This window comes from Arthrobacter crystallopoietes, from assembly GCF_017603825.1.
GTDB lineage: Bacteria > Actinomycetota > Actinomycetes > Actinomycetales > Micrococcaceae > Crystallibacter > Crystallibacter crystallopoietes_B.
This window is the reverse complement of sequence record NZ_CP072014.1, coordinates 2,554,830-2,573,382: the sequence shown is the minus strand read 5'-3', so window position 1 is coordinate 2,573,382 and position 18,553 is coordinate 2,554,830. Positions and strand designations below refer to the sequence as shown.

Annotated in this window: 18 protein-coding genes; 7 read left to right on the top strand and 11 right to left on the bottom strand. The window is 66.8% G+C overall.

Annotated elements, in window-relative coordinates:
* The first annotated feature begins 92 nt into the window (after positions 1-92).
* Both J5251_RS11875 and J5251_RS11870 read left to right on the top strand, forming a co-directional pair.
* Positions 93-1,208: a Gfo/Idh/MocA family oxidoreductase gene (locus tag J5251_RS11875; protein WP_139005875.1), complete on the top strand. Its 1,116-nt coding sequence runs from the start codon at positions 93-95 to the stop codon at positions 1,206-1,208.
* Positions 1,205-2,035 carry a TIM barrel protein gene (locus J5251_RS11870; RefSeq protein ID WP_139005876.1) on the top strand — a complete coding sequence of 277 codons (831 nt, stop codon included), beginning with the start codon at positions 1,205-1,207 and terminating at the stop codon, positions 2,033-2,035. Before J5251_RS11875 ends, J5251_RS11870 begins: the two co-directional genes overlap by 4 nt.
* A 76-nt stretch (positions 2,036-2,111) precedes the next feature.
* Here the strand turns inward: J5251_RS11870 and J5251_RS11865 are convergent, their stop codons facing one another.
* From J5251_RS11865 to J5251_RS11840, 6 genes are all read right to left on the bottom strand, one after another.
* Positions 2,112-3,134 carry a Gfo/Idh/MocA family oxidoreductase gene (locus J5251_RS11865; RefSeq protein WP_139005877.1) on the bottom strand — a complete coding sequence of 341 codons (1,023 nt, stop codon included), beginning with the start codon at positions 3,132-3,134 and terminating at the stop codon, positions 2,112-2,114.
* A 19-nt stretch (positions 3,135-3,153) separates the two neighbouring features.
* On the bottom strand, positions 3,154-4,257 hold the full coding sequence (locus J5251_RS11860; protein ID WP_139005878.1) for a Gfo/Idh/MocA family protein: 1,104 nt from the start codon (positions 4,255-4,257) through the stop codon (positions 3,154-3,156).
* Positions 4,254-5,258 carry a Gfo/Idh/MocA family protein gene (locus tag J5251_RS11855; RefSeq protein ID WP_139005879.1) on the bottom strand — a complete coding sequence of 335 codons (1,005 nt, stop codon included), beginning with the start codon at positions 5,256-5,258 and terminating at the stop codon, positions 4,254-4,256. The genes J5251_RS11860 and J5251_RS11855 overlap by 4 nt, the downstream gene beginning before the upstream one ends.
* 51 nt (positions 5,259-5,309) lie before the next feature.
* A complete protein-coding gene (locus tag J5251_RS11850; protein ID WP_139005922.1) occupies positions 5,310-6,215 on the bottom strand; it encodes an ATP-binding cassette domain-containing protein in 906 nt (301 codons plus the stop codon).
* Positions 6,216-6,265: 50 nt separating this feature from the next.
* Positions 6,266-7,306, bottom strand: coding sequence for an ABC transporter permease (locus tag J5251_RS11845; RefSeq protein ID WP_139005880.1), 1,041 nt, complete (start codon positions 7,304-7,306; stop codon positions 6,266-6,268).
* Between the two features lie 66 nt (positions 7,307-7,372).
* On the bottom strand, positions 7,373-8,368 hold the full coding sequence (locus tag J5251_RS11840) for a substrate-binding domain-containing protein (protein WP_139005881.1): 996 nt from the start codon (positions 8,366-8,368) through the stop codon (positions 7,373-7,375).
* Between the two features lie 303 nt (positions 8,369-8,671).
* On the opposite strand from J5251_RS11840, the gene J5251_RS11835 reads away from it, so the two are divergent.
* Both J5251_RS11835 and iolB read left to right on the top strand, forming a co-directional pair.
* The gene (locus J5251_RS11835; RefSeq protein WP_139005882.1) at positions 8,672-9,412 is read left to right on the top strand and encodes a GntR family transcriptional regulator; all 741 of its coding nucleotides are present in this window, start codon (positions 8,672-8,674) and stop codon (positions 9,410-9,412) included.
* Between the two features lie 55 nt (positions 9,413-9,467).
* Positions 9,468-10,370 (top strand): 5-deoxy-glucuronate isomerase, encoded by a 903-nt coding sequence (gene iolB / locus J5251_RS11830; RefSeq protein ID WP_208574106.1) that lies wholly within the window; start codon positions 9,468-9,470, stop codon positions 10,368-10,370.
* 28 nt (positions 10,371-10,398) lie between these two features.
* Here iolB and J5251_RS11825 read toward each other — a convergent pair whose 3' ends face one another.
* A complete protein-coding gene (locus J5251_RS11825) occupies positions 10,399-11,424 on the bottom strand; it encodes a LacI family DNA-binding transcriptional regulator (RefSeq protein ID WP_208574105.1) in 1,026 nt (341 codons plus the stop codon).
* A 360-nt stretch (positions 11,425-11,784) separates the two neighbouring features.
* Between J5251_RS11825 and J5251_RS11820 the strand changes: the two genes are divergently transcribed.
* From J5251_RS11820 to J5251_RS11810, 3 genes are read left to right on the top strand one after another with little or no spacing between them, the layout of a single operon-like run.
* A complete protein-coding gene (locus tag J5251_RS11820; RefSeq protein WP_208574104.1) occupies positions 11,785-13,062 on the top strand; it encodes a phytanoyl-CoA dioxygenase family protein in 1,278 nt (425 codons plus the stop codon).
* The gene (iolG, locus tag J5251_RS11815; RefSeq protein WP_208574103.1) at positions 13,025-14,146 is read left to right on the top strand and encodes an inositol 2-dehydrogenase; all 1,122 of its coding nucleotides are present in this window, start codon (positions 13,025-13,027) and stop codon (positions 14,144-14,146) included. The genes J5251_RS11820 and iolG overlap by 38 nt, the downstream gene beginning before the upstream one ends.
* Positions 14,147-14,153: 7 nt before the next feature.
* Entirely contained in the window at positions 14,154-14,924 is a 771-nt protein-coding gene (locus tag J5251_RS11810) for an SDR family oxidoreductase (protein ID WP_208576149.1), read from the top strand.
* A 12-nt stretch (positions 14,925-14,936) separates the two neighbouring features.
* On the opposite strand, the gene J5251_RS11805 is transcribed toward J5251_RS11810, so the two are convergent.
* The 4 genes from J5251_RS11805 to J5251_RS11790 form a co-directional block, all read right to left on the bottom strand.
* Positions 14,937-15,341 (bottom strand): tautomerase family protein, encoded by a 405-nt coding sequence (locus J5251_RS11805; protein WP_139005886.1) that lies wholly within the window; start codon positions 15,339-15,341, stop codon positions 14,937-14,939.
* A gap of 213 nt (positions 15,342-15,554) precedes the next feature.
* A complete protein-coding gene (locus J5251_RS11800) occupies positions 15,555-16,427 on the bottom strand; it encodes a sugar phosphate isomerase/epimerase family protein (protein WP_139005887.1) in 873 nt (290 codons plus the stop codon).
* 94 nt (positions 16,428-16,521) lie between these two features.
* A complete protein-coding gene (locus tag J5251_RS11795; protein WP_208574102.1) occupies positions 16,522-17,535 on the bottom strand; it encodes a Gfo/Idh/MocA family protein in 1,014 nt (337 codons plus the stop codon).
* A 46-nt stretch (positions 17,536-17,581) separates the two neighbouring features.
* Positions 17,582-18,502, bottom strand: coding sequence for a sugar phosphate isomerase/epimerase family protein (locus J5251_RS11790; protein ID WP_208574101.1), 921 nt, complete (start codon positions 18,500-18,502; stop codon positions 17,582-17,584).
* Positions 18,503-18,553 lie beyond the last annotated feature (51 nt).

The window sequence follows — 18,553 nt, the reverse complement described above, 5'->3', positions numbered from 1 at the left end:
ACTGTCCACGTGTGCCACAGTTAATCCATCCTGCTACTAGATCGTTCTAGTCCGGCCGTTCTGTGCCGGACCCCCATCCTGAAGGAGTACCCATGGCATACATTGAACGGACCGCGGATCCGGCACGGCCGGTCCGGCTGGCCCTGATCGGTTCCGGCTGGATGGGCGCGTTCCATGCCGAAAGCGCCGCCACCCGGATCGCCGGAACACGGCTGGAAGCGATCGCCGATCCTGCCCTCGGTCCGGCCACTGAGCTCGCGGACCGGCTCGGGGTCGCAAAGGTTACGGCCGACCCTGCCGACCTGTTCGCCGATCCTGACATTGATGGCGTCATCATTGCCGCTCCCGTCCGCTTCCACGCGTCGCTGATCGCGGCCGCTGCTGCCGCCGGCAAACACGTCTTCTGCGAAAAGCCTGCAGCGCGCACGCTCGAAGAGCTGGACGACGCCCTTGCCGCCGTGGCCGGAGCCGGCGTCGAACTGCAGATCGGGTTCAACCGGAGGTTTGCGGCGGACTTTGCGGAGGCCAAGCGCAGTATCGATGCCGGAACGGTGGGCGAACCGCGGCTGCTGCGTTCCCTCACCCGCGACCCGAATACGACGGACACCATTCCGAACGCGGACCGCACTCCGCAGTGGACCATCTTCCTCGAGACCCTCATTCATGACTTCGACACCCTGAACTGGTTCAACCAGGGCGCGGTTCCGGAGCAGGTCCACGTCATGGCAGACGCGCTGGTGGAGCCTTCCCTCAAGGACCAGGGCTACCTCGACACCGCCGTCGTCACCATCCGCTACAGCAACGGGGCCATCGCCGTCGCCGAGGCCAACTTCAGCGCGCTCTACGGCTACGACGTCCGGGGCGAGGTTTTCGGTTCCGCAGGCATGGTCCAGGCCGGCTCGCTGCAGGAAACCGCGGCGACCACCTACACGGCCCACGGCTCCAGCGGCGCCACCCCGCGGCTGAACGTGGAGCTGTTCCACGATGCCTACACCGGCGAGATCGCCCACTTTGCCGAGATAATCCGCAGCCGGCGCGACGGTACGCCCGCGCCGGAGTTTGCCGCTCCAAGCGGTGCCGATGCGCGGGCGGCCCTCGCCCTCGTCCTGGCCTGCATCAGGTCCGTCGAGACCGGCGCCCCGGTGAATGTGGCCGACGTCGATCAGCCGGCTTCCGCCGGCAAGACTGCCCCGGCGGCCGCCCGATGAGCGCGGCAACCGACGCCAAGCAGGTCGGCACCGGCGGCATCCGCCTCGCCGTGTGCGCCGAGATGCTCTTCCTCGAGCTGCCGATCGAGGAACGCGTCCGGCGCATCTCCGAGGCAGGATTCGACGTCGAGCTTTGGGACACGCGGAAACACGACATCGAACGCCTCGCCGCGACCGGCGCAACGTTCTCGTCCATGACGGGCTACTCCGCCGGCAGCGTTATCGAGCCGGATACCGCCGGGGATGTGGTCCGGACCGCCGCAGAGCTCATTCCGACAGCCTTGGCCCTCGGCATCAGCCGCATGGTGGTCCACCCGGCGGAGCTGATCGACGGTCAGGCCGCACGTCCTGCCTACCGGGCAACCGGCCGGATGTGGCTCACGGGACTGCGCACGCTGGAAAAGCTCGGCGAGCTGGGCGCCAAACACGGCATCACGTTCGCGCTGGAGAACCTGAACACGATCGTGGACCACCCGGGCATTCCGCTCGCCCGGGCCACGGACACACTGGCATTGGTCGAGGCCGTGGAGCATCCGAACGTCAAGCTGATGCTGGACCTCTACCATGCGCAGATCGGCGAGGGGAACCTGATCGACCTGCTCGGCCGCGCCCTGCCGCACATCGGCGAGATCCAGGTGGCGGACGTCCCGGGGCGCTGCGAACCCGGGACCGGGGAGATCAACTACCCGGCCATTGCGCGGACCCTGGACGAAATTGGCTACCAGGGCACAGTCGGAATGGAGGCGTGGGCCGCATCGGACAGCGGGCTCGCCCTGACGCGCTTCCGTGAGGCCTTCACCCTCCGGACGGCGGACGCCTCGCGCTAGAGAGGGAAACGGCCGGGGCTGCGCATCTGCTGCGCAACCCCGGCCATCGTCCTCGTCCCGTTATGGGCGTTTGGCGTCAGAGTTCCACCTTCACCGGGCTGCCGGTTTCCAGCGACAGCTGGGCGGCGTCGGCAACCCTGGAGGCCGCCACTGCGTCTTCCGGGGTGCAGGGGTTTTCCCGCTGGCCTTCGATCAGCTCGAGGAACGCCAGCATCTCGGCCCGGTACGCGGCGTCGAAACGCTCGGCGAACGTCTTGTGGGTCTCCCCCTGCGGGAATTCGACGCCGGCTTCGGTCGACCGCAGGGCCGTCTTGTCGTCCAGGCCCACCATGACGGAGGACTTGGAGCCCTGGATCTCGAGCCGCACGTCGTGGCCGGCACCGTTGTAGCGGGTGGCCGAGACGGTTCCGACGGTTCCGTCGTCGAAAGTGACGACGGCGAGCGCAGTGTCCACATCCCCCACGGCGCCGATGGCGGGATCGCCGTTGTTCGAGCCGCGCGCGTAGACCTCCACGATTTCGCGGCCGGTCAGCCAGCGCAGGATATCGAAGTCGTGCACCGAGCAGTCGCGGAACAGCCCGCCGGAGGTGGCAAGGAACTCGACCGACGGCGGGAACATGTCGCCGGTAACGGCCCGCAGGGAGTGGATCCAGCCCAGCTCCCCCGCGTCGAGCCGGCGCTTGGCCTCCAGGTAGCCGGCGTCGAAGCGGCGCTGGTGGCCGATCTGCACGACGCCGTTGTGCTCGCGGATGTAGTCCAGGACGGGCAGCGAATCGGGGACGTTCCCGGCCACCGGCTTTTCGCAGAAGACGGGCACGCCCGCGTCCACCCCGGCACGGATGAGTTCCGGGTGGGTTGCGGTTCCGGTGGCGATGACCAGGCCGTCGATCCCGCCGTCGAGCATCTCCCGGACACTGGGGACAAAATCCGCCCCTACAGACGCGGCCACGGTGCGCGCGTAATCCGCCGCGACGTCGGTGATCTGCAGCCGGATCCGGATGCCCTGCTCCGCCAGGCCGGCGTTGAGGGCAGCAATGTTTCCGGCGTGCATGGTGCCGATGCGGCCGGCGCCGGCGAGACCGAGGGTGACGTTCTTCATCGTTTCCTTTGCTAAGTAATTACGGCTGCTCAGTATCGTGCAGTGTGAGGCTGTCTAGTCGCTGTGGCTCGCTGGCCGCGGCGTGCGGTTCGTCGGGAAAGCTGAGGCCCAGCTGGCCACGCAGTTCGTCGGCCAGCCGCATCGTCTTGACCGATTCGGCCAAGGGACGCTCCGCCACCTCCAGCCCACCGGCTGCGATCGCGCGGGCAACCGCCGCGGCCTGGAAGTGCAGCCCGCCCAGATGATCGCCGGCCGGCTCCTCGTAGCGCAGTTCCCGGCCGTCCGCGGTGCGGACCGTGAAGCCGCCCGGCGCGTTGAAGGGTCCGTCCAGGGTGAGCGTGGCTTCGGTGCCCACGATAGTGGCTGTGGTCGGAGTGAACCCGTAGAGGTTGGTGTTGACCACCGCGTGCGCCCCGCCGGCGAAATCCATCACGGCGGAGATCTGCCCGTTGACGCCGGCCGGGTGCGGGGTTCCGACAGCGTGCACCGTCTCGGGCAGGCCCAGTACCGAGGAGATGAACGCCAGCGGGTACGTGCCCAGATCCAGCAGCGGTCCGCCGGCCAGCTTCGGGTCGAAGATGCGGTGGCCGGGTTCGAAATGCTCGCCGTATTCGGCCAGCACGGTGACCAACTGCCCCAGGGCACCGGCGTCGAGAAGCTGCCGCACGGCGTCGTACTTGGGCAGGAAGAACGTCCAAAGTGCTTCGGCGGCCAGCAGGCCCCGCGCCTCGGCCAGGGCGGCAATGTCCTCGGCCTGCCGCGCGTTGATGCCGATCGGCTTCTCGATCAGGACGTGCTTGCCGGCCTCGAGCGCCAGGCGCGCGACGGCGTGGTGGTGGTTGTGCGGCGTGGCCACGTAGACGATGTCCACGTCCGGGGCCGCCGCCATTTCCTCGTAACTGCCGAAGGCCGCTTCGATGCCGAACCGCGCGGCAAAGTCCGCGGAGCGTTCCGCCGAGCGGGAGCCGACGGCGGCCAGGACCTGCCGGGTGTGCTGCTGCAGCGAGGCGGCGAACCGTTCGGCGATCCAGCCCGGCCCGGCTATGCCCCAGCGCAGCGGCGGGGCATCGCGGGAGTCCGGCACCCGGCTGACGGGCAGGGCATCGGGGAAGACCGCGCTCATACCTGTTCCACCCGGGTGAAGGCGCCGCCGTTGTGCATGGAAGCCACCATGGCCTCAGCGGCAAGAGTGGCGCGGAGTCCGTCCTCGGCGCTGGCCAGCGGTGAATCCGTCCCCTCCTGCAGCGAGTGGATCCAAGCCTGCAACTGGCGCCGGTAGGCCTCGGCGAAACGCGGCCGCCAGTCCTGCGGGTACTGCGTGTAGCTCTTCAGCTCCGCGTTGTAGGCCACGGAGGCCGGTTCCAGGAAGCGGCCGGTGCCGTGCTCGCCGACCACCTCGCACTGCGTCGAGTAGCCGTGCCCGGCGTTGAGGAACAGTTCCAGGGTGGCCAACACGCCGGAGCCCAGGCGCATCATCATGAACGCCGGATCCTGCAGCCCGAACGCTGCCTTCGACGTCGGGAGGATTCCGGGTACCCAGGCCACCTCCGTGATCGGGCTATCCAGCAGCCAGGGGAAGGAGTCCAGTTCGTGGATCGCGGAGTTGGTGACGGCGGACTCGCTCGTGGCGCCCGGCGCGGCGGAGACGTTCCGGCTGATGCCGTGCAGCAGCAGCGTCCGGCCCAGCCGCCCCTCTCCGATGGCCTCACGGACCTCGAGATGCCCCGGGTCGAAACGGCGCATGAGGCCCACGCTGACCAAGGACCGGCCGTGCCCACCGCGGACCCTGCGCTCGGCCTCCACAACTTCCCGCGCTTCCGCCGCCGTGGGGGCCAGCGGCTTCTCGCACAGCACCGGCTTGCCGGCGTCCAGGCAGGCCTGGACCAGCTCGGCGTGCGTGGAATCGTGGGAGGCGATGACCACGGCATCGACGTCGTTCGCTTTGATCAGTTCCAGCGGATCCGACACCGCGCGGGCCCCGAGGACCGTCGCCGACGCCTTCGCCCTTTCGACGTCGATGTCCGCGATGACGGTCAGCGAGGCACCGCCGATGTTGCGGGCCAGGTTCTGTGCATGGTCGGCGCCCATGATGCCCGCGCCGATCACTCCCGTGCGGATGGTCATGCTCCTCTTTCCTGTCGGTTCCTGTTGTCTGCGGTTCGGCTCCAGCCCGGTTTAGCTGCGGCGCGGTTCGGTGCTCGCGACCTCGGCCTCGACCTCCGCCACAACGTCGCTGTGGCCGCCTAGCGACTCCAGCTCGTGCGCCAGCTCGGCCAGTTCGGCACCGCCGGCCATCTGCGCGGTCAGCTCCTCGAGCGTGATGTCCTTCTTGTTGTAGTAGCCGATCGACTTGCCGCGCTTGAGCAGCAGGAACCGGTCGCCCACGGGGAAGGCGTGATGCGGGTTGTGGGTGATGAAGATGACGCCGAGGCCGCGGTCGCGGGCCTGCAGGATGTAGCGAAGCACGACGCCGGACTGCTTCACGCCCAGCGCGGCGGTCGGCTCGTCCAGGATCAGGACCTTGGCACCGAAGTGGACGGCGCGGGCGATCGCCACACACTGGCGCTCACCGCCGGAGAGCTGGCCGATGGGCTGCTCCACGTCGCGCAGGTCGATGCCCATCTCCTGCAGTTCCTTCTTGGTGATCTGCTTCATCTTCTCCACGTCCAGCCGCTTGAACGGTCCGACGCCCGTTGTCAGCTCGGACCCGAGGAAGAAGTTGCGCCAGATCGGCATCAGCGAGACGACGGCGAGGTCCTGGTACACGGCCGCGATGCCGGCGTCCAGCGCCTCCCGGGGCGAATTGAGGTGGCGCGGCTCGCCGAAGATGGAGAAGGTTCCCGCATCGTGCTTGTGCAGGCCCGCGATGATCTTGATCAGCGTGGACTTTCCGGCGCCGTTGTCGCCGAGGACGCAGGTGACGCGGCCTGCGTCCACGGCCATGGTCACGTCGCTCAGGGCGATGATGTTGCCGTAGTGCTTGCCGACCTTGTCCAGCTCCAGCAGATGGACCGGTGTGCTGGTCAGCGGGTCCTTCTCGCCGCGAAGCAGCTCGTCCTGGCTGATGTCCTTGTGTTTCATGATGGTCATTTCCTTTAGCTCCTGCTTAGGTCTTGGCTGTCCCGGTTCGCTTACTTCTGCTCGGCCCGGCGCTTCACCACGAGGTTGACGATGGTGGCCAGGAGCAGCATCAGCCCCAGGAAGAACTTGAACCAGTCCGGGTTCCACTCGGCATAAACAATGCCCTTGTTGGCCATGCCGAAGATGAATGCGCCGATCGCGCCGCCGATCGCCGAGCCGTAGCCGCCGGTGAGGAGGCAGCCGCCGATGACGGCAGCGATGATGTAGAGGAATTCGTTGCCGATGCCTTCACCGGACTGCACCGTGGAGAAGGCGAATAGGTTGTGCATGCCGAGCACCCAGGCGCAGAAGCCCACGCCCATGAACAGGCCGATCTTGGTGCGCACCACCGGGACGCCCACGGCGCGCGCCGCATCGGCGTCGCCGCCCGAGGCAAAGATCCAGTTGCCGATCTTGGTGCGCAGCAGTATCCACGACGCCACCGCGACCATGGCAATCCAGATGAAGACGGTGATCTTCACGTCCACGCCTGCGATGTTCACTGAGGAGGCGAAGATGGCGCGGGCCGATTCGAAGCCGTCCATGTTGGCGATGGAGGGGGTGGAAACGCTGCCACCGATGGCGCGGGTCAGGCCGAGGTTCAGGCCGGTCAGCATCAGGAACGTCGCCAGGGTGACGATGAAGGAGGGCAGCTTGGTTTTGATCAGGATCCAGCCGTTGATGAAGCCGACGCCCAGCGAGAGGGCCAGCGCCAGCACCACGCCAACCCAGATGTTCATGGAGAAGTACCAGCTGAACAGCGACGCCGTCAGCGCCGAACTGATCACGGCGACACCGGTGGAGAGGTCGAACTCGCCGCCGATCATCAGCAGGGACACGCCCACGGCCATGATGCCGATGGTCGAGGCGCCGTAAAGAACGGTCGCGATCGAGCCTGGCTGCAGGAACACGGGCGCCACCGCGGCGAAGAAGATAAAGAGGGCGATGGCACCGACCAGGGCGCCGATCTCCGGGCGGCCCAGCAGCTTGCTGAGCGTACTTTTCTTGGCTACCCGTTCATCTGCCGCGGGAGCTGTTGCTGTGAGAGTCATGTCATTTCTCCTTGGATGCTGTGGCGGAACCGTTTGCGGGCTCCGCCACAGCGGTCAACGGTGGGGTTAGCGGACGCCCTGCTCGGCGAATTCGAGAACCTCGGCGGCGCTCTCCTGGTCAACGATGGTCGGACCGGTCAGGACCGGCTGGCCGCCGCCAATCTCGAAGCCGCCGCGCTGGTTCTGCCACAGCGCGTCGATGGCCCCATAACCCTGCAGCCAGGGCTGCTGGTCGACGGTGAAGATGACGTCGCCGTCCACGATCTTCTGGGCCAGCTCGGCATTCATATCGAAGGACGCAGCCTTTGCCTCGCTGCCGGCAGTTTCGATGGACTGCAGAATGGTCAGTGTGAACGGTGCGCCAAGGCCAATAACGACGTCGGCAGCATCCGTTGCCTGCAGCTTCGCGGTAACGGTGGACTGCACTTGGGTCATGTCAGTGCCCTGGACGTAGAGGATCTCCGTATCGGGAACCTTGGCCTTGACACCGGCGCAGCGGTTCTCCAGGCCCACGTGGCCCTGTTCCTGGATCACGCAGATCGGATGCTCGTAGCCGTCCGCAGCGAGCCGTTCGCCAACGGCCTCGCCGGCGAGCTTCTCGTTCGAGCCGAAGTGGGTGAACGCACCGAGGTCGGCGAAGCGGTCCTCGCCGGCGTTGAGGCTGACCACAGGGATGCCGGCATCCGTGGCCTGCTTCAGTGCCGAGGCGAGCGCGTCCGGCTTCGCCAGGGTAACGGCGATGCCGTCGACACCCTGGTCCACTGCCTGCTCGATCAGCTGGGCCTGGCGGCCGCCTTCGGGATCGGAAAGGTACTGCAGCTCGACGTTGTCCTTGGCTGCAGCTTCCTCCGCGCCCTTGCGGACGATGTCCCAGAATGTGTCACCCGGGGCAGCGTGCGTAATGAGGGCAATGTTCATGCGCTCGGTCTCGGCAACGGCACCGCCGCCGCCTTCCCCGCCCGATTCGGGGGCGCGACCTCCAGCGGAACAGGCCGTGAGGGTGAGTGCGGGAACCAGGACCGCAGCAGCCGCCAGTTTCCGCAGCGAAAGCTTGTGTGACACGAGAATCTCCTTTGTTTTCGCGAACCGGCCTTCCCCGAAGACCGGTGGTACTGCCTCCCGGCATCCGTCAGCAGATGCTCGGTCAGTGCCTTGACACCAAGCATGGGTGACAGGGATCACAGAAGTCAATAGTATGTAAGGACATATTCACATTGCGAAGAAACCGTTACGGAGACGAACCGCCGAGGCAGTAAACGATCGCCCTCCGGTGGTTCGTAATCGCTGATACCATCACCGCAGGGCGTTTGTCCTTACATTTCGACCAAACAGCCACTAGACCAGAAAGCAGGCGGAGGAGGAGCAATGAGCGCAGACCTCAATATCCCCATAGACCGGTCCTCCCCGGTGCCGCTCTACCATCAGGTAGTACAGGGCATTGAGGCGGCCATCCACAGCGGCGTGCTGGAGTCCGGCTCCCGCCTGGACAACGAGATTGAACTGGCCAGTAAGCTGAAGCTCTCGCGGCCCACCATGCGCAAGGCCATGGACGAACTGGTTCGTTCCGGCCTCCTGGTCCGCAAGCGCGGCGTTGGCACGCAGGTGGTTTCGAATCAGGTCCGCCGGCACCTGGAGCTTTCCAGCCTCTTCGACGATCTTCAGCGCACCGGACAGAAGCCCACCACCGAGGTCCTCGAGTTCCGCCACGGCAAGGCAGATGCGGCCATTGCGCAGGCACTCGCCTTGCCCTCCGGCGTGAACGTCTACCACTTCACCCGGCTCCGGAGCGTGGGCGGTAAACCGTTAGCCCTGATGGAGAACTGGGTCCGGGATGACATCACGGACATCACCGAGGAAGGCCTTCGGCAACTGGGCCTCTACCAGATTCTGCGCGACGCCGGCGTGAACTTCCGTCTCGCCAGCCAGCGGATTGGCGCCATGGTGGCCGATTCGCGGCAGGCCCGCCTGCTCCACACCGATGCGGGCTCGGCGCTGGTCACGATGGAGCGCACAGCCGTGGACGATACCGGCCGCAACGTCGAGACCGGCCACCATGTCTACCGCGCCGATTCCTACAGCTTTGAGATGACCCTGGTCCAGCGCTGACCGCCGCGCTTCCGTCGCTCCCCCATCCCGATCCCGAACTGAAAGGCCTCCAGCTATGCCCGAGTCAACGCAATGGGTCTATCCCCTAGGAACCGCCGGCGACGGCGCCTGGCAAGTCTCGCTCGGAGCGTCCGACAGCCCCACTCCGGTGGACGGCTGGGCGCACACCGGCATCAAGATCGCCGAGCTCGCGCCCGGCGAGGCCGTAAAGCTCGCGGCCGAGGCGGAGGAACGGATCGTCATTCCGCTGCAAGGCGCTTTCACCGTAACGGTGGACGGCACGGACTACCAGCTCCGCGGCCGCGGCTCCGTCTTCGCTGGTCCCTCGGACGTGCTCTACACGGGGATCGAGACCGCCGTCGCCATTTCGTCGCCCCAGGGCGGACGCGTAGCCGTGGCACTGGCACCCGCCAAGGCCAGCTACCCCGTCCGCCTGATCAAGGCCGAAGACACTCCCGTTGAACTGCGCGGCTCCGGGATCTGCTCCCGTCAAGTGCACAACTTCGGCACACCCGCAGCCTTGGAGGCGGACCGGTTCATTGTCTGCGAGGTCATCACCCCGGCCGGCAACTGGTCCTCCTATCCCCCGCACAAGCATGACAAGGAGAAGGACGGCGAGACCAGCCTCGAGGAAATCTACTACTTCGAGACCCGGCTGGCCCAGGACGCGCCGGCCCCCGCAGCAGTGGACCCCATCGGCTATGCCCGCGTCTATGCCTCGGACGAGCGGCCCATCGACGTCAACGCCGAGGTCCGCACCGGCGACGTCGTGCTGGTCCCCTACGGCTGGCATGGACCTGCGATGGCTGCTCCCGGCTATGACCTGTACTACCTGAACGTGATGGCCGGTCCCGGCCGCGTGCGGGAGTGGCTGATCAGCGACGACCCGCACCATGGCTGGATCCGCCAGACCTGGGACGGCCAGGAAATGGACCCACGGCTGCCCTTCACGGCCTGACCCGCGCCACGCCGCTCCGGCCGGGCTCCTACAGTCCGGCCGGAATATTGTGCGGGGTCACCACGTCGATCTTCGACGCCTCGCCCGCCTGGTCCTCGGGCAGTGCACCGTGGTGGCGCATCAGGATCCGGCAGCAACGGTTGAGGTCCTGCCGGAGGTCGTGGTGCAGCAGCGCGCTGATCCGCCCCTCCCGCAGCAGCCGGACGTTGTCCGGGTTCAGGTCGTGACCAATGAAGACTGCCGGTGTCCGTTCCGCCTCGGCGAAGGCGGCCAGCAATCCGGCATTGCCTCCTCCGATGGAATAGACCGCGGCCAGTCCTTCATCGTCAGCAAGTGCCCGCGCCATGATGTCGCGGGCGTTGGCGTCCAGCCCGTTCGAGCCGGCCAGGTAGCTCACGGGGCGGTCCGGTTCCAGTTGGCGCATCGCGGTGCGGAACCCCATTTCCCGTTCTTCCTCGCCGCGGAAGGCATCGCTGCTGACGGTCACGGCCACGCTGCCCGGCTGCCCGCCCAGCCATTGGGAGACCAGATAGGCCGCCGTCGCGCCCGCCGCCCGGTTGTCGATCCCGACGTAGGCGAGCCGACGGCTGACCGGGACATCCGTCGCCAAGGTCACCACCGGTATGGCCTGGGCGTGCAAACGTTCGACTGCGGCGGCCACTTCCGGCACGTCGGGCGCCTTGAGGACCACGCCGTGGCTGCCATGGGTTGCAATGCGGTCCAGTTGAGCGACACAGCCGGCCAGGGTCCAGTCCTCGTGCAGATGGAAGCGGGCGCGGAACACCGCGGGGCGCAGCAGCGGCAGCTCATTTTCCAACGCCCTCCGCACCGCCGTGTTGAACCTAGCCGGAGCGTCCGAGACGACATCGATCAGGAAGCGCCGCCCGGTCAGCCCCAGTTGGTGGCGCTGGCTTTCCAGCTCCTGGATGGCCCGCCGCACCTGCCCGGCCGTCACCGCGCGGACGCCCGGGCGGCCATGCAGGACCCTGTCCACGGTGGCATCGCTGACACCGGCCTGCCGGGCGATCTCGCGCACGGTAAACGGATGGGCCACGACGTCTCCTTTGCTCCTTCAGCGGCGATGGCTGGGTGCTCCCTCTCCGGTTGTTGCCCCTTGAGGTATTCATGATGGATTCAGCCAGCGGCTTGGGCCAGCATGCCAGACTCCCGCCCGGTCCGGCAACAGTGTGACCGCCTGCATGCCCGGGCGACCCAAGGACTCAGGAACGCACGTCGGCTGATGGATTCCTGAGGTACTTTCCCCTTGCCGGTGTGACGCCGAACAACAAGACTGGTCTCAGTGCAGCTGCCCCGGCAGCATATCGAAAGGCACTTGAACCGTCTCCTGGCTTTAGCACCATTGCCTGTCCCCGCAGGCGCGATCCAATCCACATCCATCACCAAAGGAGTTGCCATGGCCATTACCGCCCAGACCGGCACCGGTGCACCGTCCAGCAGTGCAGTAACCGGAACACAGTCCGGCAGCGCAGTATCCGGAACACGGTCCGGCACCGCAGGCCTCATCGCAGGCGCCCAGTGGTTCCACGCTGAGGACTGCCGCCTCGAGGACTTCATCCGGACCGTCTCCACCGAGACCAGGCGCGAGGACTATCCCTTCGCCTCCGCGGTGGAACGCAAAGTCCTGATCTACGGCGCGGACGTACAGCAGCGCGCGGAAGACCCGGCTGTCCGCCGCGACATCCAGGCCGAGCTGGTCCGTGCCCTGACGGACGGACCCGGCATTGTGGTGTTCAAGGGGGCCTTCGCCGATTCTGCCGTCGTTGACCGCGCCACCGCTGCCTTCAACCGGCTGATCGAAGCGCAGAAGGCCGCAGGGACGGCTGCCGGTGACCACTTCGCCCCGCCCGGCGCGAACGACCGTGTCTGGGGCGCGCTGGACAAGCTCGCGCTGGCAGACCCGGAGGTCTTCACGGAGTACTACGCGAACGACATCCTGGCCTTGGTCTCAGAGGCCTGGCTCGGCCCGAACTACCAGGTGACCTCCCAGGTCAATGTGGTCAACCCGGGCGGTGCCGCCCAGACCGCGCACCGCGACTACCATCTGGGTTTTATGGGACTGGAGGAGGCACAGACGTATCCGGCGCACATCCACCTGCTCTCCCCGGCGCTCACGTTGCAGGGCGCGGTGGCCCACTGCGACATGCCGGTGGAATCCGGGCCCACGCTCTACCTGCCGCATTCGCACAAGTACCCGGCCGGCTACGTGGCATTCCACCGATCAGAGTTCACTGAGTATTTCGAGCAGAACTACGTCCAGCTGCCGCTGGAGAAAGGCGACGCCGCATTCTTCAACCCTGCCCTGTTCCACGGGGCCGGGCACAACCGCAGCGCGGACATCCGCCGCATGGCCAACCTGCTGCAAGTCTCGTCCGCGTTCGGCCGCGCCATGGAAACGGTGGACCGCACGGCCATGAGCAAAGCGCTCTATCCCATCCTGCAGCAACAGCGCACAGCCGGTGCGCCGGAGCGCTCCGTGCGCAACGTCGTGGCGGCTTCGGCCGAGGGCTATGCCTTCCCCACGAACCTTGACCGGGACCAGCCGATCGGCGGCATCGCCCCGGAGAGCCAAGCCCAGCTGGTGCTGCGCGCGCTGGCGAGCGGCATGGACCTGGCTGCGTTCGAGGCGGAGCTGGATGCCCAGCAGCAGCGCCGCCGGACACAGGTGGGCTGACGTGTCACCCGATCCCGGCGGCTCCGGCCGTCCGCTCCGGCTGGGCCTGATCGGGTCCGGCCGGATCGGCGCGGTCCACGCCGCAAACCTCGCCGCGCACCCCGGGGTGGACTTCGCGTGGGTGACCGATCCCGTCATTGAGAATGCCCGGCGGCTGCAGGACCTGTACGGGGCGAGCGCCACGGAATCCGCAGAGCAGATCCTGGGCGACGGCGGGCTGGACGGCGTCGTCGTCTGTTCCCCTACTCCGACACATGTAGACCTCATCCTCGCCGCGGTGGAGCGGGACGTGGCCGTGCTCTGCGAGAAACCCGTGGACCTGGACCTGGAACGCGCCCGGGCCTGCCAACGGGCGGTGGGCGGCGCGGCGCGGCCGGTGATGATCGGGTTCAACCGGCGCTTCGACCCGTCCTTCGCCGCGGTCCGGCAGCGGGTGGGCGCGGGCGAGGTTGGCCGGCTGGAGCAGCTGGCCATCACCAGCCGCGATCCGGCGCCTGCACCTGAGGCCTACATCCGGACCTCGGGCGGCATCTTCCGGGACATGACGATCCACGATTTCGACATGGCCCGGTTCTTCCTGCCCGACATCGTCAAGGTCACCGCGCACGGCGCCAATCTGTTCAGCCAGTACATTCGGGATGCCGGGGACTATGACTCCGCCGTCGTTGTCCTGGCTGGTGCCGGCGGCGAACAGGTGACGATTACGAACTCCCGGCACAGCGCGTACGGCTACGACCAGCGGCTGGAGGCATTCGGCTCGGACGGCATGCTGAATGCGGAGAACTTCCGGCCGACGTCGGTGCGCAGCCACTCGTCGTCGGGAACCGAGCAGGCCGACGCGTATGAGCCGTTCTTCCTCGAACGCTACGCCGCCGCCTATCGGGCGGAGCTGGAGCATTTCCTGGCCTGCATCCGGGAGGGCACCGCCGCCAGTCCGGGAATCGACGACGGCGTGGCGGCCCTCGAACTCGCGGAAGCGGCAGCGGAGTCGGCGGCGACCGGCAGGACCGTGGCCGTCAGCACGGGCGCCGACGCCGGCACGACAGGAGCAACCAAAAGGAAAGGACAGCACAGTGGGATTTGAGGGCCTCATGCGGGACAAAGTCCTGCTGGTCAGCGGCGGAACCCAAGGGCTCGGGGCAGGCATTGCCCTCGCCGCCGCGGAGCAGGACGCCGCGGCGGTCGCCGTCGTCGGCCGCAATGCGGAAAACGGTGCGGAGACGGTGGAACGGCTGGAAGCCGCCGGGACGCCGGCGGCGTTCGTCAAGGCCGATCTGGCCGACATGGCGCAGCTGGGCAGCGTGCTGGAGACGGCGGTCGAGCGTTTCGGCCGGGTGGACGCCCTGGTTAACGCTGCCGGGTTGACCACGCGCGGCACCATGCTGGACACCACCGAGGAACTGTTCGACGCGCACGTGGCGGTGAACCTGAAGGCGCCGTTCTTCCTCATGCAGCAGGTAATCCGGCATCTCAGGGAACGCGGGGCGCCGGGCAGCATCGCCAACATCATCACCATGAGCTCGCACGGCGGGCAGCCCTACTTGGCGCCGTATGTTGCGACCAAGGCCGGCCTGGCCGGCCTCACCAAGAACGCCGCGCACGCGCACCGGTGGGACCGGATCCGGATCAACGGCATCAACATCGGCTGGACCGAGACGGAGGGCGAGGACGCAATCCAGCGCCGCTTCCACAACGCCGGCGACGACTGGCTGGAGAAGGCCGGCCGGTCGCAGCCGATGGGCAAGCTCGGGCAGGTGGACGAGATCGCTGACTTCGTGGTGTTTCTACTGTCGGAGCGGTCCGGAGTAGTCACGGGCTCAGTGATCGACTGGGACCAGATGGTCCCGGGCGCGCACGACTAAAGAACCAGCCGGTCAGCGCTCGGGAACAGCCAGTTCGCCGGTGACATACTGGGCTCGCCCGAAACCGAAGGACCAGTCCCCCGGCCCGTTCTCCATGTAGCCGATAAAGACGTCTTCGCTGGCGACGCCGACCTCGGCCAGGGAGTCGTGGATGGCCTCGAACAGGCTCGCCTTGGCGACGGCGCTGCGGCCTTCCTGGGTGAAGATCTGGATCATGACGACCCCGCACGAGCGCTCAAAGCCAAGGCCCGCGTCCTGGGCGACAATCTGGCCCGGAGGGTGCACGGTCAGGATGTGGAAGTAGTCACGCTCGGGAATCCCGTACTCCGCGACGACCGCGGTGTGGATGGCTTGGCTGACGGCTTCGAGCTCCTGCTCGGCGCGGCCTTCGATGACGTCAATGCGGATCAACGGCATGTACGCCTCCTTCAAGAATCGTTTGTCCTGACATTCTAACAATATGGTGGCACTCCGTAAAGGGTTGGCACCGTACCGGTCGCGGACAGCACGAAGGGCCCGGGCCGGCTGTTCTGCCGTGCCCGGATCCCTCTTCTTCCGACCGCTCGTGGTGGACAGTCCCCTCGGTCAGGGAAGAATTTACGGCAGCCGGGGTACATGGTGCTGCGGCGGTTACTGGAAACCGCCGACGTATTCCTTCATCGTCTGCAGCTGGTAACGGGACACTTCGAGGGCGTTCTCGTTTTCGGCGAAGACGCTGGAGACCATGACCGAGTCCGGCCGGTCCAAAAACCCGTTCTCGGCCAGTCCGCCGAAGAATTCCTGCCAGTCCACGTCGCCGTCGCCGATCTTAAGGTGCTGGTGCACCCGCACCGGATTGCCGGGCGGGTTGGTGATGTAGCGCAGCCCGTGCGAGGCATGGTGGTTCATGGTGTCCGCAACGTGGACAACCCGGAGCCGGTCCCCCACCGCGTCCATGATGTCGGCCGGCTCATCCTTCATGTGGAAGCTGTGGGCGGCGACGTAGACAAAGCCGAGGTTCGGGGAGTTCACGCCGCGGATGACCCGCCAAGCGGCGAGGCCCTCTTCGACGAAGTCGTCCGGGTGCGGGTCGATGGCCACGTGCACGCCCTCGCGCTCGAAGACGGGGACGAGCTCCTCCATGGACCGGTAGAACGCGGCCTCCGATTCCTCGGGCTGCTCGGGCCGGCCGCTGAATTCGGTATTCATCTGGGTCACCCCGAGGTCGACGGCGATCTGCACTGCGCGCTTCCAGTAACGGACAGCGGCCTGGCGCAGGTTCTCATCCGGAGAGGACCAGCGCAGCACCGGCAGCACCGACGCGATTTGGACGTCCGCCTCGGCGCAGGCCTTCTTCAAATCGGCTACCAAGGCGTCATCGGCCTTTGGATGGGTGAAGAACGGCAGAACGTCCTTGTGCGGAGTGAGCTGGATGTACTTGTAGCCCAGTTCCGCGGCGACCTTGGGAAACTCGAGCACGGAGTGGCTGTGGTGGAACGGGGTGGGATCCAGGGCGATCTTCATCGGTAGCGCTCCTCGTGGATTCGGGTTGATTTCGGGGCGGGCCGGACATGGAACGGCGGGAGGAGCCTTGCCGGGCGCCTCCCGCCATGGGTGTTTAGTTGTAGAGCGCGGGCTTCGGGTTCAGTGCGACGGTGACCTTGCCGCCGGTCTTCTGTGCCTCGACACCGGCTTCGCAGCAGGCAGCCGTGGCGTAGCCGTCCCAGGCGCTCGGACCGCCGATCCCATCCTTCAGTGCGGCATCGACCCACGCCTGGATTTCGACGTCGTACGCTGCGCCGAAGCGTTCCTCGAAGCCAGGCGTAACCTTGCCGCCCCAGCGGCCCTGCGTCCGCACGTAGGGGCCGGAGTCGCTGCCGATGCTGACCACGCCCTCTTCGAAGGAGGCCTGCGTGGCAACCTCGTAGCCGTACTGGGCGTTGACGTAGATCTCCACGTCGGCCAGGACGCCGGACTCGGTCTCCAGCAGTACGTGCTGCGGATCGTGCTGGCCTTCCGGCGCGTTGCGGGTGCGCTTGCCCGTCCGCACCTGGACCGAGGTGATTTCCTCGCCCGTGAAGAAGCGGACGGCGTCGAACTCGTGGACCACCGAGTCGTGGATCAGCATCTCATTGGTGAAGCCGGGCGGGGTGGTCGCGTTGCGGTGCTGGTGGTGCAACACCAGCAGTTCGCCGAGTTCGCCGCTGCGGATGAGGTCGCCCAGCTGCGCGTATTCGGCGTCGTAACGGCGCATGAAGCCCACTTGGATCCGCTTGCGGCCCAGCTTCTCCTCCGCCTGGACAACCTTCCAGGCGGATTCGGCGTCGGGGGTCAGCGGCTTCTCGCACAGGATGGGGATGTCCTTGGCCAGCGCGACATGCAGGATCTCCTCGTGCAGGAAGCCCGGGGTGGCGATCAGCACGGCGTTGATGTCCGGGTTCTCCAGTGCGGCCTGGGCATCGGTCAGCGCCACGGCGCCGGGAATGCCGGCGATGGCGGCGTTGGCACGGTCCACATCGATATCGACGACGGCGGCCACCTCGGCGCCGTGGATGCGGCGGTGGATGCGCTGGATGTGGTCAATGCCCATGCGTCCGGCGCCGATGACGGCAACGCGGAGGTTCTGGCTCATGGTGTTTCCTTCTGGCTTGGAGTGGTTGCGTGCGTTGCGGGACTGGTTACTGGACGCGGGTCCGGGAGCCGCAGGAGAGCAGGTAACTGCAGGTGCGCTTGGCGATGGGCATCGGCACACCGAAGTCCGCCACCGGGTACATATCCTGTTCGACGATGCCGAAAATGGGCTTGTCCAGCTTTTCGACGGCGTCGATCACCTTGGACAGGTCCGGCAGGCCGTTCGGCGGTTCCGTCATGACGCCGGCCAGGTTCGCGGCGGCCCATGTCATGTTCTGCTCGCGGACGGTCTTCAGCACCTCCGGATCAATCTGCTTCAGATGCAGGTAGCCGATCCGCTCCGGGTACTTCTCGATCAGGTCCACGCTGCTGGCGCCGCCGTACTCGGCGTGGCCGGTGTCCAGGCAGAGCGTGACCAACTGCGGGTCCGTGTTCTGCAGGAAGCGCTCGATGTCCGGCTGCACGCAGACGTGCGAGTCGGCATGGGAGTGGAACTGCTGCTGCAGCCCGTACTCCTCGGAGAGCACCTTGCCCAGACGGTTGTGGCCGTTGAACAGGTCGTCCCATTGCTCCACCGTCAGCTCGCCGTTCTCCACCGCCTCGCCGGTGACGTCGTCGCGCCACATGGCGGGGATGACCACAATGTGTTCGCCGCCCATGGCCGCGGTCAGTTCCGCGACCTTGCGGGCCGGCTCCCACGCGATATCCCACTGGTCCACGCCGCGGTGGAAAGCGGTGAAAACGGTGCCGGCGGAGACCTTGAGGTCGCGCGCCTTCAGCTCGTCCGCCAGGCGGGACGGGTCGGTGGGCAGGTAGCCGTAGGGGCCCAGCTCGATCCACTTGTAGCCGGACTCGGCTACCTCGTCCAGGAAGCGCTCCCACGGGGTCTGCTTGGGATCATTTGGAAACCAGACGCCCCAGGAGTCGGGGGCCGTGCCGATGATCAGCTTGTTCTCAACCTCGGACATTGATCAGTCCTTTCAGCCTTGTAGTTGGCGGGTCAGTCTGCGGGCCGGAGC